Consider the following 14,347-nt stretch of genomic DNA (forward strand, 5'->3'; position numbering starts at 1 on the left):
CGAAGGGGGCTAAACCCCGTGTTGTGATCCTCGCCGGACCGGTCCGAGAACTCCGGCCGGCAATTCCTGCGGGCATAATGTTGTTACAGCTCGGAGGCGCGCAGAATACGCCTTTTGGGCAGCGGCGGTATCGTGACATGATCGGCGCGACACCCCGTCGGAAACACGCATCATGCCCGCCTCAGCGATTATCCCGGCTCATGCCAAGGCCGTCATCTTCGATGCCTACGGGACCCTGTTCGACGTTCATTCCGCCGTCGGTCGGCACCTCGCCGCCATCGGGCCGGACGCGACGCAGTTCTCAGAAACCTGGCGCGGAAAGCAGCTCGAATATTCGTGGGTCCTGTCGCTCGCCGGCCGCTACGAGCCGTTCTGGACCCTGACGGAGCGGGCGCTCGACTACGCCTTCGCACGGTTTCCGCAGATCGACCGCTCGTTCAGGCCGCTCCTGCTCGATGCCTATCGCAGCCTCGATGCCTATCCCGACGTTGCCTCGACATTGCACGTGCTCCAGGCCCGCGGCCTTCGCACCGGCATCCTGTCGAACGGAGATCCCGACATGCTCAACGCCGCGGTCAATTCGGCGGCGCTCGCCGACAAACTCGACGCGATCCTCTCCGTCGATGCCGTGCGGGTGTTCAAGACGAGCCCACGCACCTACGACCTCGTGCTGCGCTCGCTGGCCATCGCCCCGAACGAAGTCGCGTTCGTCTCCTCCAACCGCTGGGACATCGCCGGCGCGGCGGCATTCGGATTTACGGCGGTGTGGGTGAACCGGTCAGGGTTGCCCGATGAATACGCTGAGCTCGCGCCGAGTGCGGTGATCGCGTCGCTCAACGGATTGGTTTGAGATGCCGTCATGGCCGGGCTTGTCCCGGCCACCCACGCCTTCGAACGTTTGAACCTTCAAAAACGTGGATGCCCGGCACAAGGCCGGGCATGACGGGATGGAGCGCGATGAAGCGAGGCGTGATTTACCGCGCCAGAGCCGCCAGAATCCTCGCCCAGGAGCGCGTCCCCTTGTGGAAGCTCTTTAGGTCGTATTTCTCGTTCGGCGAGTGGATGCGGTCGTCGTCGAGGCCGAAGCCGACGAAGAGGGTGTCGAGGCCGAGCGTGCGCTTGAAGTCGCCGCCGACCGGGATCGAGCCGCCCATGCCGATGACGATCGGATCCTTCTTCCACTCGTCGTGCAGCGCGGATTTCGCCGCCGTGATCGCCGGGAAGTCGTGCGGCAGGGCAAGCGCGCGCGAGCCCTTGTGCCGGATGAACTCCACCGAGCAGTCCTCGGGGATGCGCGCGCGCACGAAGGCCTCGAAATTCTCGGAGATCTTCGCGGGATCCTGATCGCCGACGAGGCGGAAGGAGATCTTGCAGCGCGCTTCTGCCGCGATGACCGTCTTGGTGCCCTCGCCCGTATAGCCGCCGATGATGCCGTTCACGTCGCAGGTGGGGCGCGACTGGATCTGCTCGATCAGCATGCGGCCCTTCTCGCCGGCGGAATGTTTTAAGCCGACCTGGCCGAGGAATTCCTCCTCCGTGAGGTTGAGACCCTTCCACTGCTCCAGGACCTGCGTCGGCGTCTCGGGCACGCCCTCGTAGAAATCCTGGATCGTGATGCGACCGTTATCGTCGTGGATCGCCGCGATGATCTTCGACAGCACGTGGATCGGGTTGCGCGCCGCGCCGCCGAAGGAGCCGGAATGCAGGTCGCGGTCGGCGCAGCGCACGATCACTTCCTCATAGACCATGCCGCGTAAGGAAGAGGTGATGCCGGGCGTGTCCTGGTCCCACATGCCGGTATCGCAGACGAGGGCCACATCGGCCTTCAGCTCGTCCTTGTTGGCGGCGATGAACTCGGGAAGGAACTTCGACCCGTCCTCCTCCGCTCCCTCGACGAGGAAGGTGATGGTGATCGGCAGCGAGCCCGTCTCGGCCTTCCAGGCGCGGCAGGCCTCGACAAAGGTCATCACCTGGCCCTTGTCGTCGGCAGCGCCGCGGGCGCTGATGGCCTTGCGGCCGTCGGGCAGGGTGATGAGGCGCGGCTCGAAGGGAGGGCGCTCCCACAGGCTCAGCGGATCGACCGGCTGCACGTCGTAATGGCCGTAGAAGAGAATGTGGAGCTTGTCGTCGCCATTGGCGTGGCCGAGCACGACCGGATGCCCGCCCGTCTCGCGCAAGGAAGCCTCGATGCCGATGCTCTTCAGCTCGTCGACCAGCCATTGCCCGGCGTTGCGGCAATGGTCCTTATAAGCGGGATCGGTGGAGATGGAGGGGATTTTCAGCCACTGGAACAGCCGGTCGAGGGACGAATCGAGATCGGCATCGATCCGCTGCAGCACTTGGTCGAGATGGGACATGGGGGATTATCTGCCTTGTGGAAGGGTCGCCCCAAGACCTACCCTCATCTCCCGGGGGATCGCAAGTATGCGGTTTCGACGCGGGTTTACGGGGCCAGCGCCTTCGTCATGTAGACGCGCCGAAACCCCTTCTCCTCGCCGCGATGGGTTTCGACGAAGCCCAGCCGCTCGTAGAGGCCGATATTCTCGGTCATGGCCTCGTTCGTGTAGAGCCGGATGGCCTTGAACCCCCGTTCGCGGGCGATCTTCTCCGCATGGGCGATCAGCGCCCGACCGTACCCATGTCCCTGCCGATCCGGGTGGATGGCGACATTGTCGAGAAGCATGGCCCCGTCGTCGGGCAGAAGAACGAGGATTCCGGCGATCTCGTTCCCGGCGACGAGCACATGGACGCAGCGCTCAGCGATCAGAGCGGAATAGTCCTCGAGCATCGGTCCGGGCTTTTGCCCGATGCGCGGGATGTACCCTGAATAGGCAGCCTCCACGATGGCCTCGACCGCGCCGAGATCCTGAGGGCATGCGAGGCGGATGTCCTGCTTCATCGACATCGCTCATGATCCCGGCTGACGGTTACCGTCTCAGCAGACCGCCCAGCGTCCCGCGCACGATGGCGCGGCCGATGGAGCTGCCCTGCCGGCCGCCGATGGACTTGCCGATCTCGGCCGCGAGATTGCCCACCGTCTGGTTGACGATGGTACGGGTTACTTCGCGCGTCACGCGCTGAGTGGTCGTCATCGAGCCCTTGCGCGCTCCCGAGGTTCCGAAGAGCCCCCCGAGCATGTCGAGAATGCCGCCTCCCCCCTCCGCCGCCTTCGCCTCGGCCGCCGCCTGCTCGGCGCGCTTGGCGAGCATCTCATAGGCGGATTCCGGATCGATCGCCTGGTCGTATTTCCCCTTCAGCGGGCTTGCCGCGATGATCTGCTGGCGCTGTGACAATTCAATGGGGCCGACCTGCGCCATGGGCGGGGCGATGAGGGTGCGCTCCACCATGGACGGCGCGCCCTTGCCTTCCAGGGTCGACACGAGGGCTTCGCCGACGCCGAGTTCGGTGATCGCCTTCTCGGTGCTGAATGCGGGGTTCTGCCTAAAAGTCTGCGCCGCCACGCGCACGGCCTTCTGCTCGCGCGGGGTATAGGCGCGCAAGGCATGCTGCACCCGGTTGCCGAGCTGCGCCAATACGCTCTCCGGAATGTCGACCGGGTTCTGCGTGATGAAATAGACGCCGACGCCCTTCGAGCGGATGAGACGCACGACGCGCTCGACCGTCTCGATCAGAGCCTTCGGCGCATCGTTGAAGAGGAGATGCGCCTCGTCGAAGAAGAACACCATCTTGGGCTGATCGAGATCGCCGACCTCGGGGAGTTCCTCGAACAGCTCCGACATGAGCCAGAGGAGGAATGTCGCGTAAAGGCGCGGATTGCTCATCAGCCTGTCCGCCGCCAGGATGTTCACCACGCCGCGCCCGTCGCGGTCCGTGCGCATCAGGTCCTTGATGGCGAGCGCCGGCTCGCCGAGAAACTCGTCGCCCTGCTGGTTCTCCAGCACGAGAAGCTGGCGCTGGATCGTGCCGACGGTGGCCTTCGACACGTTGCCGTAAGTCGTCGTAAGCTGTCCCGCATTGTCGGAGATGAGCTGCAGCAGAGCGCGCAGATCCTTCAGATCGAGCAGCAGGAGGCCCTGCTCGTCGGCGATGCGGAAGGCGATGTTGAGCACGCCCTCCTGCGTGTCGTTGAGGTCGAGCAGGCGTGAGAGCAGCAGCGGCCCCATCTCGGAGATGGTGGCCCGCACCCGATGCCCCTGCTCGCCGAAGAGATCCCAGAACACGACGGGGAATTCGTCCGGCACGTATTCGATGCCGATCTCCTTCGCGCGCTTGATCAGGGGCTCCTTGCCGTTGCCGGGCGCCGCCATGCCGGAGAGATCGCCCTTGATGTCGGCGGCGAAAACGGGGACGCCCGCGCTGGAGAAACCTTCCGCCAGCACCTGCAGCGACACGGTCTTGCCGGTGCCGGTCGCGCCTGTCACGAGGCCGTGGCGGTTGGCGAGCCGCAGCTCCAGATATTCCGGCTTGGTGCTCTTGCCGATGAAGATCTTCCCGTCCTCAAGCATCGTGTCTCTCCAGAATCCTCTCAAGGATCTTAGATGCCTCGTGGCGAGTTTCCACTCTCGAGCTTCTTGATTTAACAGTTTAGCTATGAACTATCGCCTTTTCACCCGCCCCAGGAGAATCATATGGAAGAGCTCATCGCTCGCGTGACGCAGAAGACCGGCCTCGATCAGGCGACGGCGCGGAAGGCCATCGGCATCATTCTCGGCTATCTCCAGAAGGAGGGACCCCAGACCGAGGTCGACCAGCTCGTCGCGGCCCTGCCAGGCGCCCAGGAGGCGATCGACGAATCGAAGAACGGCGGCAGTGGCGGCGGCCTCATGGGCATGATGGGCTCCATGGGCGGCGGCGTGATGGCGCTCGGCGGCCAGCTCATGGGCATCGGCGTGTCGATGGGCCAGATGCAGCCCCTCGGAAAGGAACTCTTCGCCTATGGCCGCGAGAAGGCCGGCGAGGATACGATGGGCGCCATCATGGGCTCCATCCCAGGGCTTTCGCAGTTCGTCTAATCTCTCCGTCATGGCCGCGCTTGTCCCGGCCACCCACGCCTTTCAGGAGCCACAACGCTCGAAAGACGTGGGTCCCCGGACCAAGTCCGGGGATGACGCTAGAGGATGGAGATGACGACCGAGAGAGCTGTATCCGGACCTTCGGCCACCTATCCTTTTGTGCATTCCCACCGCCGCCCGGACCCGGTATCGTCCCGCAAAATTTCCGCTGCTGCCGGACGAGAGCTGTCATGGACGACCTCAACCTAGCCTCCGATTTCCCGCAAGCGACGCGCGAGCAATGGCTCGAGCGCGTCGAGGGCGTATTGAAGGGCGCGGATTTCGGGAAGAAGCTCGTCGCCCGCACCCATGACGGCATCGCGATCCAGCCGCTCTATCCGAAGGCGGAAGGATCGGCGCCGGTCGCGCGCAGGCAGGCGGGCCGCTGGCGCCTGTCGCAGCGGGTCGACCATCCCGATCCGGGGAAGGCGAACGAGCTCGCGCTGCTCGATCTCGAAGGCGGTGCCGATTCCCTGAATCTCGTCTTTGCGGGAGCGCCATCCGCGCGCGGTTTCGGTGTCGGCATCGACAGTGTCGACGATCTCGACCGGGCGCTCTCCGGCGTAATGCTCGACCTCATCGCCCTCAAGATCGAAACCGCGCCCTTCATGGGCCGGCTCGTCGCCGAAAAAGTCTCCGAGCTCGTCAAGCGCCGCGGGCTCGACCCGGCCGCGCTCACGATCGATTTCGGTCTCGATCCGCTCGGCGACATCGCGAGAACGGGGCAGATCGTTCTCCCGTGGACCGACCTGTCTCAGCGTGTCGCGACGACTGCCTCGACACTGAAAGACCAGGGCTTCAAGGCGCCGATGCTGCGCGTCGACGCGCGGGCCTGCCACGAGGCCGGAGCCAGCGAGGCGCAGGAACTCGCAGCCGCACTCGCGATCGGCGTCGCCTATCTGCGGGCTCTGGAGGCTCATGGCCATACGCTCGATGGCGCCCGCGACCTGCTCTCGTTTCTGCTGGTCGCCGATGCGGACGAGTTCCTCACAATCGCCAAGCTGCGCGCCATGCGCCGGCTCTGGGCGCGCATCGAGCAGGCCTGCGGCTTGGACTCAAAGCCGATCCGCCTGCATGCGGAAACCGCCTGGCGCATGACGACGCGGCGCGATCCGTGGGTGAACATGCTGCGCACCACCATCGCCGCCTTCTCCGCCGGCATCGGCGGCACGGACGGGATCACGGTGCTGCCGTTCACGGCGGCGCTCGGCCTGCCCGATGCCTTCGCCCGCCGCATCGCCCGGAACGCGCAACTGATCCTGCTCGATGAATCGAACCTCGCCCGCGTGGCCGATCCGGCCGCCGGCGCCGGCGGCTTCGAGGCGCTGACCGAGGCGTTGTGCGAGAAGGCCTGGGCGCTGTTCCAGGAGATCGAGCGTGAGGGCGGCATGCTGGAGAGCCTGCAGGCCGGCAAGCTCCAGGCCCGCATCGCCACTGTCCGGGCGCAGCGGGAGAAGGCGATCGCGACACGGCGGGAACCGATCACCGGCACGAGCGAGTTCCCGAATATCGGCGAGGCAGAGGTCACGGTCCTTTTCCCCTCCCCCTTGTGCGGAGGGGTCAGGGGTGGGGGTGTGAGCGCTGAACCTAAAAGGGATGGCGCCAGCACCCCCCTCTCCAACTCTCCCCCACAAGGGGGGAGAGAGCAGGACGGGAAGGCCACCATCGCCCCCCTGCCCTCCATCCGCACCGCCGAGCCGTTCGAGCGCCTGCGGGACCGCGCCGATGCGCATCTCGCGAAGACCGGGGAGCGGCCGAGGGTTTTCCTCGCCAATCTCGGCCCCATCGCTGCCTTCACGGCGCGCGCGACCTTCGCCAAGAATTTCTTCGAGGCGGCAGGAATAGACGCGATCACGAATGACGGGTTTTCGGACCAGGACAAGCTCCGTCAGGCCTATCTCGACAGCAAAGCGAAGCTGTCCTGCATCTGCTCGACAGATGAGATTTACGAGAAACACGCTGTGGAGACCGCAGAAACCTTGCGATCGGCCGGATCTCCCCTCATCCATCTCGCAGGGCGCCCAGGAAGGCATGAAGAGGCATGGAAAGGCGCCGGCGTCACCACTTTCATCTTCACCGGATGCGACACCCTCAAGCTTCTGAGTCAAGCTCTCGACGAGGCTTGCGCCTGAATTCTCCAGGCCTCACGCAAAGCTGAAAGGCGCGGCAGGAACCTGCCCGTGGGGCTCACGTTGGTGTTGCCCGACATGCAGGTTCCGGAGTGCTCGATGCGTATGATCCCCTCGTTTGGTGTGGCCCTGGCCGCGGCCTGCATTCTTGCCCCTCAGGTTCAGGCCCAGACCAACCGGTTCGACGGCAACTGGAGCGTGGAGGTGGTCACCGAGCAGGGCGCCTGCGACCGGGCCTATCGCTACGCCGTGATCGTCCAGAACGGCCGTGCCCGCTACGGCGGGCCGGAGAATTTCAACGTGAACGGCCAGGTCAGCCCGAACGGCTCCGTCTCGGCCAGCATCTCCCGCGGCCAGGACCGCGCCAACGTCTCGGGCCGTCTTTCGGGCCCGGCAGGGCGCGGCACCTGGTCGACCGCCGGAGGACGGGTCTGCTCGGGCTATTGGAATGCGGAGAGGCGGGGGTGATGATCCGCTGCCGTCACGGCCGCACTTGTTGCGGCGACCCACGCCTTCAGGAAGCACAACGCTCCCAAGACGTGGGTCCCCGGGCCAGGCCCGGGGATGATGTTATAGGGCGTTAGAGGGGATGACGTCGAGGGTTGTCACACGCCCCCTCCGACCATGCGCCGATAGCCTCCGCCTGCCCGATGCCCTAGAATGACGCCGTTGACATCGTTTCATCCGTCCAAGGCACCCGTTCCAAGGCCATGACCAGCATCCCGGACCTCTCAAAGATCGCCTTCGCCGACGCGCCCCTGGCAGCCTCGCCGGCGCCGAAGGCAGAGCCCTGGCTGACGCCGGAGGGGATTGCGGTGAAGGGAGCCTACGGGCCTGAGGACCGCACCGGACTCGATTTCCTCGACACGTTCCCGGGCGTCGCGCCGTATCTTCGCGGCCCCTACCCCACCATGTACGTCAACCAGCCCTGGACCGTGCGTCAGTATGCGGGCTTCTCCACGGCCGAGGATTCGAACGCCTTCTACCGCCGCAACCTCGCCGCCGGCCAGAAAGGCCTCTCGGTCGCCTTCGATCTCGCCACCCATCGCGGCTACGATTCCGACCATCCGCGCGTCTCGGGCGATGTGGGCATGGCGGGCGTCGCGATCGATTCCATCTACGACATGCGCACCCTGTTCGCCGGTATCCCGCTCGATAAGATGAGCGTGTCGATGACCATGAACGGCGCGGTGCTGCCCGTGCTCGCGCTCTACATCGTCGCGGCGGAGGAACAGGGCGTTCCCGCGAGCAAGCTTTCCGGCACGATCCAGAACGACATCCTCAAAGAATTCATGGTGCGCAACACCTATATCTATCCGCCGAAAGGGTCGATGCGCATCATCTCCGACATCTTCGCCTACACCTCCGCGAACATGCCGAAGTTCAACTCGATCTCGATCTCCGGCTACCACATGCAGGAGGCCGGCGCGACGCAGGACCTCGAGCTCGCCTACACGCTCGCCGACGGCGTCGAATACATCCGCGCCGGCATCGCTGCAGGGCTGACCATCGATCAATTCGCGCCGCGCCTGTCGTTCTTCTGGGCGGTGGGCATGAACTTCTTCATGGAAGTGGCCAAGATGCGCGCCGCGCGCCTGATCTGGGCCAAGCTCGTGAAGGGTTTTGACCCGCAGAGCGAAAAGTCGCTCCCCTTGCGCACGCATTCGCAGACCTCCGGCTGGTCGCTGACGGCACAGGACGTGTTCAACAACGTCACCCGCACCTGCGTCGAGGCGATGGCGGCAACACAAGGGCATACGCAATCGCTGCACACCAACGCCCTCGACGAGGCGCTGGCGCTGCCGACCGACTTCTCCGCCCGCATCGCGCGCAACACGCAGCTCTTCCTGCAGCAGGAAAGCGGCACCACGCGCATCATCGATCCGTGGGGTGGTTCGTATTATGTCGAGCGCCTCACCTACGAGCTGGCGCAGAAGGCGTGGGCGCATATCCGGGAGGTCGAGGAGCTCGGCGGCATGGCGAAGGCCATCGAGGCCGGCATCCCGAAGCTGAAGATCGAGGAAGCGGCCGCACGTACGCAGGCGCGCATCGATTCAGGCCACCAGAAGATCGTTGGCGTGAACTGCTTCAAGACGACGGACGAGGCATCGATCGACATCCTGAAAGTCGACAACGCCGCCGTGCGCGCGAGCCAGATCGACAAGCTGAAGCGCCTGAAAGCCGAGCGCAACCAGGCCGATGTGGATGCGGCTCTCGCGGCTTTGTCGCAGGCGGCGTCCACTGAGGGCAACCTGCTCGACCTCGCCGTGAAGGCGGCGCGCGCCAAGGCGACGGTGGGCGAGATTTCCGATGCGCTGGAAAAGGTCTGGGGCCGTCACCGGGCCGAGATCAAGGCGATCTCAGGGGTCTACAAGCGGGAGGTCGGCATGGCATCGCCAGCCGTGGAGAAAATCCGCCAGCTGGTGGAAGAGTTCGAGCACGACGACGGAAGGCGCCCGCGCATTCTGGTGGCCAAGATGGGCCAGGACGGGCACGACCGCGGCCAGAAGGTGATCGCCTCGGCCTTTGCTGATCTCGGCTTCGACGTGGATATCGGGCCCCTCTTCGCAACGCCCGGAGAAGCCGCGCGTCAGGCGATCGAGAACGACGTGCACATCATCGGCGTGTCCTCACTCGCCGCAGGCCATCTCACGCTGGTGCCGGAGCTGAGAGGCGAACTCGCAAAGTACGGCCGCGACGACATCATGATCGTGGTCGGCGGCGTGATCCCGCCGCAGGATTTCGACGCTCTTACCGAGGCTGGCGCCTCCGCGATCTTCCCGCCGGGAACGGTGATTGCGGATGCGGCGGTCGGACTCATCGAGGATCTCAACCGCAGGCTCGGATACGGGCCGAAGCAGGCGGCGGAGTAGCGTTCTACAGCGTATTATTTTCGATCATACAGATTATGTTTAAGTGTCATTCGCTGGAATAGATTTGGCTATGCTTTCGAACCACTCCCGCAGATCGGGCCGGCAAGTCCAAAACGACTTTGGCACATGAAGAACGGCTTGAAAGAGATCGCCTTCATATGAGTCACCGCTGATACCCGGATCACGTTTAAGCCACTCAAGCGCTATGGGTACAAGATACGGCAGCCCAATTTCCTGCCCTATGCCAAGTCTGACCTCCTCAACAGTCAGAGCCTTGAGAGGCTTTCGCCTCAGTGCATGCGTTGTTCTAACAACATAAGAATCAAAATCAGGCCTGAGCCAATATACGCCTTCCAGCTCTTCTAATGACTTGGAACGATCGAAGATGTCTGTTCGCGTCATTGCTGCTGCGCTCAGCTCACATAACAGTACTGCGGTGAGCAAACCTTTCTAATAAGAGAATAAAGGCACAGACAGAGTTCAATGTCACGCTCGTTGAGCCTCTTGAGCGAAAAATTGGAGTTGCTAAGACCGCTCGATCGCCCGCTTCACCACCTGCTGCACTTCCTTGTTCGACAGGAAGAGATCGTGGTTGATGATGCCGCCGCCGAATTCGGAGGCGTCGGCGACGCGCACGCCCAGCGATTCGAGCCGCTCGCGGTCCGCGGCGCCGGCGCGGATGATGCCGCCGGCGAGGCGGCTCGAGACGGCGAGCGCGCGGTCGTTGGTGGAGCTGATCACGGTGATCTTCTTCGCATCCGGCCCCAGACGCTCGAGTCCGCGGGCGAAAAGGTCGATGTCGATGTCGGGGGCTGCCAGCACCACCGCGCCGATGCGATCCATGGCGCTCTCGCCGCCTGAGGCGCGCAGCATCCGCAGCGTCTCGAGGGTCAGCATCGTGCCCATGCTGTGCGCCACGATGTGGATGCGCCCGCCGCTCGGCGTCTTGGCGATGGCGGTGAGCAGGTCCTCGAGGGAATCGCGCGACCACATGGCGCTTTCGCGGTCGGCCACGTAGCTGAAGGTCGAGGCGGCGGAGGGCCAGGTGAAGAGCCCCGTGACGCCCGCGAACTTGATGCCCTCGGAGAGATCGACGGTGGAGGTGGCCGCGGTCTCGAAGCTTTCCTTGTAGCCGTGGATGTAGAGCAGCAGGTTGTGGCCGAAGGCCGCCTGGGCAAACGCCTGCGCCGCGTTGCTGCGATCCACGTGGTCGACCTTGGCGATGCTCCAGTCGCTGCGCCCGATGAGGGAATCGGAGGGCGGCGTCAGGCGCGCCTCGGCGAAGATCATGTCGGGCGAGCGCTCGCTGCTGAACCAGGGCTTGCGCAAAGGATCGCCCACGGGCAGGCGCGTGGTCGCGACGAGGAGCTTCGGGTCCCGCGCGAGGCCGACCTGGGACGAGACCGGGCTGACGAGCGCCGATTCCTCCCCGAGGCAGCCGGAAAGGGCGAGACTGGCAAGGCAGACGAAGGCGAGACGCGGAATGGAGAAGAACATGGAGCCGGAGGGTGCGAGGAGACGGAAGGGCGGTAGCGCTGTGTTGCTCCCGATCATGGCGGGCGCAAGGCAGAGCCCTGTCGATCCCTACATGGCCTCCTGCCACGGTAAAGCAATGGTGAACACCCGCGCCCGCCTGTCGCCTTGATGGCCGGAGGCCGCGCACGTTACCTTGCCGTGATGCTCGCTTTTCTGTCCCGCATCTTTCTCGTCATCATCGGCCTGTTTCTCTTTCCGCTCGGCGCCCATGCGCTCTGGTGGGCGATGCGCGACGATATCGCGCCGAACCGGATCGCCGCCGACTGGTCGAGCGCCAAGCTCCTGCCAGCGGCCACGGAGGCGCCCCAGGCCATCGTCGCGGTCTATGCCGCGCGGGTCGGCCGCTGGCGCGGCATCTTCGCCCATCACACCTGGGTGGTGGTGAAGGAGGCCGGCGCCCCTCAATACACCCGCTACGACAAGGTCGGCTGGGGCAGCCCGGTGCGCACCAACGGCTGGGCGCCGGACGGGCGCTGGTTCGGCAATGCGCCGCATCCCGTCATCGTCATCGAGGGGCCTGAGGCCGAGCGGCTGATCCCTCAGGTCCGGAAGGCGGTCACGAGCTACCCCTACCAGACCTTCGGCGCCTACAACGCCTGGCCGGGCCCGAACTCGAACACCTTCGTCGCCCATGTGATGCGCTCCGTGCCCGAGCTCAGCGCGGCGCTGCCGCCGACGGCGCTCGGCAAGGACTGGCAGCCCTGGCGCGACATCGTCGGCCTGACCCCGAGCCGGACCGGCGTGCAGATTTCGCTCGGCGGCTATGCCGGCGTGGCGCTGGGCTGGGTCGAAGGGCTCGAGATCGACTTCATGGGTCTCGTCGCCGGAATCGACGTGCGCCGCCCGGCGATCAAGATCCCCGCCTGGGGACGAATCGGCATGGATCCGATCATGTGGTGATTTGCTGAATGATAGCGAAGTCTGCGCTGTTCGCGTTCGAAGAAAAGGCGCGGGTTCACCTCTCCTTGCGGGAGAGGTCGACGCGCGTCAGCGCGGCGGGTGAGTCACAGGTCTATCCGGAAAGCGCTCTCCCCCTCACCATCGCTGCGCTCGACCTCTCCCCACCGGGGAGAGGTAGGGCTGCGGCAGCAAGAACGGATCTCGGGAACACCCCAGATAGAAGGTGAAGCTGGATTCCTTCTTCCATAACGTGACTTGTCGGAAAGTTCATGTTGCCGAAAGGCTCGTATCGACGAATGAATCGCCCTCGTCGAAACATCACGGCGGGGACCGAGCGGTCATGAGCGAGGTTGAACGGGGACGGGATCTGAAGGGTAGCTGCGCCTGCGGGGCGGTTCGCTACCGGCTGACCCGAGCGCCGATGTTCGTGCATTGCTGCCACTGCCGTGATTGCCAGCGCCAGACGGGCAGCGCCTTCGTCGTGAATGCATTGATCGAGACAGCCTGCATCGAGCTCATCGAAGGCGAGCCTGTCGCCACGAACATGCCCACCGACAGTGGCCGTCCTCACGACGTCTACCGCTGTTCGTCCTGCCAGACGGCCCTGTGGAGCGATTATGGGCGACGTCCGGCGCTGCGGTTCGTGCGCGTGGGAACCTTGGACGAGCCGGAAGCGGTTCCGCCCGACGTTCATATCTTCACGCGATCCAAGCTACCCTGGTTTTCGCTGCCCGAGCGGACGCCAGCTTACGACGTCTATTACGACATGCAGAGCCTCTGGCCCTCGGCCAGCCTGGAGCGCCGCCGGGCCATCCTCGGTTCCGGGTGAGGCCAGATGGTCGAGAAACCAGATCCACTTTTCCCCGCGATGCGCTAAAGCTCTCCCATGACCGGGGGCTCAGCGAAGAAGGCAGTGACGGCGGAGATGGTCGCCCAAGGCGACCGCGCGGCGCTGGCGCGCGCCATCACGCTCATGGAATCGCGAAGGCCCGATCACCGCGAGGCGGCCCGTGCGCTGCTGCAGGAGCTGATGCCGCGCACCGGCCATGCGGTGCGCATCGGCATCACCGGCGTTCCGGGGGTGGGCAAGTCCACCGCCATCGACACGCTGGGCTCGATGCTGACCGGGAAGGGCCACAAGGTGGCGGTGCTGGCGGTCGACCCCTCCTCGACCCGCACCGGCGGCGCGATTCTCGGCGACAAGACCCGCATGGCGCGGCTGTCGACGGACCCGAACGCCTTCATCCGCCCCTCCCCCTCCTCCGGCACGCTCGGCGGTGTCGCCGCCAAGACCCGCGAGACAATGCTGCTCTGCGAGGCCGCCGGCTTCGACGTGATCTTGGTCGAGACCGTCGGCGTCGGGCAGTCGGAGACGGCGGTCGCGGATCTGACCGATTTCTTCCTCGTCCTCATGCTGCCGGGCGCCGGTGACGAGTTGCAGGGCATCAAGAAGGGGATTCTGGAGCTCGCCGACCTGATCGCCGTCAACAAGGCGGACGATGCGGGCGTGAAGGCCAAGGCGGCGGCGGCCGAATACAAGGCCGCCCTCCATATCCTGACGCCGGCCACCGCCGCCTGGACGCCGCCGGTGCTCACCGTGTCGGGCCTGACCGGCCAGGGCCTCGACGAGCTCTGGACCAAGGTTCTCGACCACCGAAAGCGCCTGGAGGCGACGGGCGAACTCGCCGCCAAGCGGCGCGCGCAGGATGCGAAATGGATGTGGGCCCTGGTGCACGAGCGCCTGCACGAGCGCCTCACCCACGATCCGGCCCTGCGCCAGCGCGTGCCCGCCATCGAAAAGGCGATCGCCGAGGGTGCCCTGTCGCCGAATGCCGGGGCAAGCGAGATCGTCAGGCTTTTGGGGATTTGAGGCGGGGCCGAGGAGGTTGAATCGTCA

The 14,347-nt window shown here is 65.1% G+C and carries 13 protein-coding genes; 8 read left to right on the forward strand and 5 right to left on the reverse strand.

All coding sequences use genetic code 11. The annotated features are described in order from the left end of the window. The first annotated feature begins 172 nt into the window (after positions 1–172). Entirely contained in the window at positions 173–850 is a 678-nt protein-coding gene (locus JKL46_RS05240) for a haloacid dehalogenase type II (RefSeq protein ID WP_201830485.1), read from the forward strand. A 124-nt stretch (positions 851–974) separates the two neighbouring features. On the opposite strand, the gene JKL46_RS05245 is transcribed toward JKL46_RS05240, so the two are convergent. The 3 genes from JKL46_RS05245 to JKL46_RS05255 all read right to left on the reverse strand — a co-directional run bounded on the left by JKL46_RS05245 (position 975) and on the right by JKL46_RS05255 (position 4,466). Further along, positions 975–2,357, reverse strand: coding sequence for a M20/M25/M40 family metallo-hydrolase (locus JKL46_RS05245; RefSeq protein ID WP_201830487.1), 1,383 nt, complete (start codon positions 2,355–2,357; stop codon positions 975–977). Positions 2,358–2,443: 86 nt separating this feature from the next. Beyond that, entirely contained in the window at positions 2,444–2,905 is a 462-nt protein-coding gene (locus JKL46_RS05250; RefSeq protein WP_246529159.1) for a GNAT family N-acetyltransferase, read from the reverse strand. A 22-nt stretch (positions 2,906–2,927) separates the two neighbouring features. After that, complete coding sequence (locus JKL46_RS05255; protein ID WP_201830491.1) at positions 2,928–4,466, reverse strand: helicase HerA-like domain-containing protein; 1,539 nt, start codon at positions 4,464–4,466, stop codon at positions 2,928–2,930. 123 nt (positions 4,467–4,589) lie between these two features. On the opposite strand from JKL46_RS05255, the gene JKL46_RS05260 reads away from it, so the two are divergent. The 4 genes from JKL46_RS05260 (at position 4,590) to scpA (ending at position 10,014) form a co-directional block, all read left to right on the forward strand. Continuing rightward, on the forward strand, positions 4,590–4,973 hold the full coding sequence (locus JKL46_RS05260) for a DUF2267 domain-containing protein (RefSeq protein WP_201830493.1): 384 nt from the start codon (positions 4,590–4,592) through the stop codon (positions 4,971–4,973). A 230-nt stretch (positions 4,974–5,203) separates the two neighbouring features. After that, positions 5,204–7,144, forward strand: coding sequence for a methylmalonyl-CoA mutase subunit beta (locus tag JKL46_RS05265; protein WP_201830496.1), 1,941 nt, complete (start codon positions 5,204–5,206; stop codon positions 7,142–7,144). A gap of 96 nt (positions 7,145–7,240) precedes the next feature. Then, positions 7,241–7,609 carry a hypothetical protein gene (locus JKL46_RS05270; protein WP_201830498.1) on the forward strand — a complete coding sequence of 123 codons (369 nt, stop codon included), beginning with the start codon at positions 7,241–7,243 and terminating at the stop codon, positions 7,607–7,609. Between the two features lie 242 nt (positions 7,610–7,851). Next, positions 7,852–10,014 (forward strand): methylmalonyl-CoA mutase, encoded by a 2,163-nt coding sequence (gene scpA, locus JKL46_RS05275; protein ID WP_201830508.1) that lies wholly within the window; start codon positions 7,852–7,854, stop codon positions 10,012–10,014. A gap of 39 nt (positions 10,015–10,053) precedes the next feature. Here scpA and JKL46_RS05280 read toward each other — a convergent pair whose 3' ends face one another. Next, positions 10,054–10,416, reverse strand: coding sequence for a contact-dependent growth inhibition system immunity protein (locus JKL46_RS05280; protein ID WP_201830510.1), 363 nt, complete (start codon positions 10,414–10,416; stop codon positions 10,054–10,056). Between the two features lie 123 nt (positions 10,417–10,539). Further along, positions 10,540–11,511 carry an alpha/beta hydrolase gene (locus JKL46_RS05285; RefSeq protein ID WP_201830641.1) on the reverse strand — a complete coding sequence of 324 codons (972 nt, stop codon included), beginning with the start codon at positions 11,509–11,511 and terminating at the stop codon, positions 10,540–10,542. Positions 11,512–11,691: 180 nt separating this feature from the next. On the opposite strand from JKL46_RS05285, the gene JKL46_RS05290 reads away from it, so the two are divergent. The 3 genes from JKL46_RS05290 to meaB all read left to right on the forward strand — a co-directional run bounded on the left by JKL46_RS05290 (position 11,692) and on the right by meaB (position 14,320). Next, a complete protein-coding gene (locus tag JKL46_RS05290) occupies positions 11,692–12,450 on the forward strand; it encodes a DUF3750 domain-containing protein (RefSeq protein ID WP_201830644.1) in 759 nt (252 codons plus the stop codon). 340 nt (positions 12,451–12,790) lie between these two features. Next, complete coding sequence (locus tag JKL46_RS05295) at positions 12,791–13,279, forward strand: GFA family protein (RefSeq protein WP_201830511.1); 489 nt, start codon at positions 12,791–12,793, stop codon at positions 13,277–13,279. Positions 13,280–13,336: 57 nt separating this feature from the next. Then, positions 13,337–14,320, forward strand: a complete 984-nt coding sequence (gene meaB, locus JKL46_RS05300) for a methylmalonyl Co-A mutase-associated GTPase MeaB (protein ID WP_201830512.1) — start codon at positions 13,337–13,339, stop codon at positions 14,318–14,320. Positions 14,321–14,347 lie beyond the last annotated feature (27 nt).

Source organism: Microvirga zambiensis WSM3693 (genome assembly GCF_016735695.1).
GTDB lineage: Bacteria > Pseudomonadota > Alphaproteobacteria > Rhizobiales > Beijerinckiaceae > Microvirga > Microvirga zambiensis.

What these genes read in the sequence shown, in the direction of transcription:
- JKL46_RS05260 (WP_201830493.1), top strand. Translation starts at nt 4,590, where the DNA reads ATGGAAGAGCTCATCGCTCGCGTGACGCAGAAGACCGGCCTCGATCAG.
- JKL46_RS05265 (WP_201830496.1), top strand. Translation starts at nt 5,204, where the DNA reads ATGGACGACCTCAACCTAGCCTCCGATTTCCCGCAAGCGACGCGCGAG.
- JKL46_RS05255 (WP_201830491.1), bottom strand. Translation starts at nt 4,466, where the DNA reads ATGCTTGAGGACGGGAAGATCTTCATCGGCAAGAGCACCAAGCCGGAA.
- JKL46_RS05240 (WP_201830485.1), top strand. Translation starts at nt 173, where the DNA reads ATGCCCGCCTCAGCGATTATCCCGGCTCATGCCAAGGCCGTCATCTTC.
- JKL46_RS05250 (WP_246529159.1), bottom strand. Translation starts at nt 2,905, where the DNA reads ATGTCGATGAAGCAGGACATCCGCCTCGCATGCCCTCAGGATCTCGGC.
- JKL46_RS05270 (WP_201830498.1), top strand. Translation starts at nt 7,241, where the DNA reads ATGCGTATGATCCCCTCGTTTGGTGTGGCCCTGGCCGCGGCCTGCATT.
- JKL46_RS05290 (WP_201830644.1), top strand. Translation starts at nt 11,692, where the DNA reads ATGCTCGCTTTTCTGTCCCGCATCTTTCTCGTCATCATCGGCCTGTTT.
- JKL46_RS05245 (WP_201830487.1), bottom strand. Translation starts at nt 2,357, where the DNA reads ATGTCCCATCTCGACCAAGTGCTGCAGCGGATCGATGCCGATCTCGAT.
- meaB (WP_201830512.1), top strand. Translation starts at nt 13,337, where the DNA reads ATGACCGGGGGCTCAGCGAAGAAGGCAGTGACGGCGGAGATGGTCGCC.
- JKL46_RS05295 (WP_201830511.1), top strand. Translation starts at nt 12,791, where the DNA reads ATGAGCGAGGTTGAACGGGGACGGGATCTGAAGGGTAGCTGCGCCTGC.
- JKL46_RS05280 (WP_201830510.1), bottom strand. Translation starts at nt 10,416, where the DNA reads ATGACGCGAACAGACATCTTCGATCGTTCCAAGTCATTAGAAGAGCTG.
- scpA (WP_201830508.1), top strand. Translation starts at nt 7,852, where the DNA reads ATGACCAGCATCCCGGACCTCTCAAAGATCGCCTTCGCCGACGCGCCC.
- JKL46_RS05285 (WP_201830641.1), bottom strand. Translation starts at nt 11,511, where the DNA reads ATGTTCTTCTCCATTCCGCGTCTCGCCTTCGTCTGCCTTGCCAGTCTC.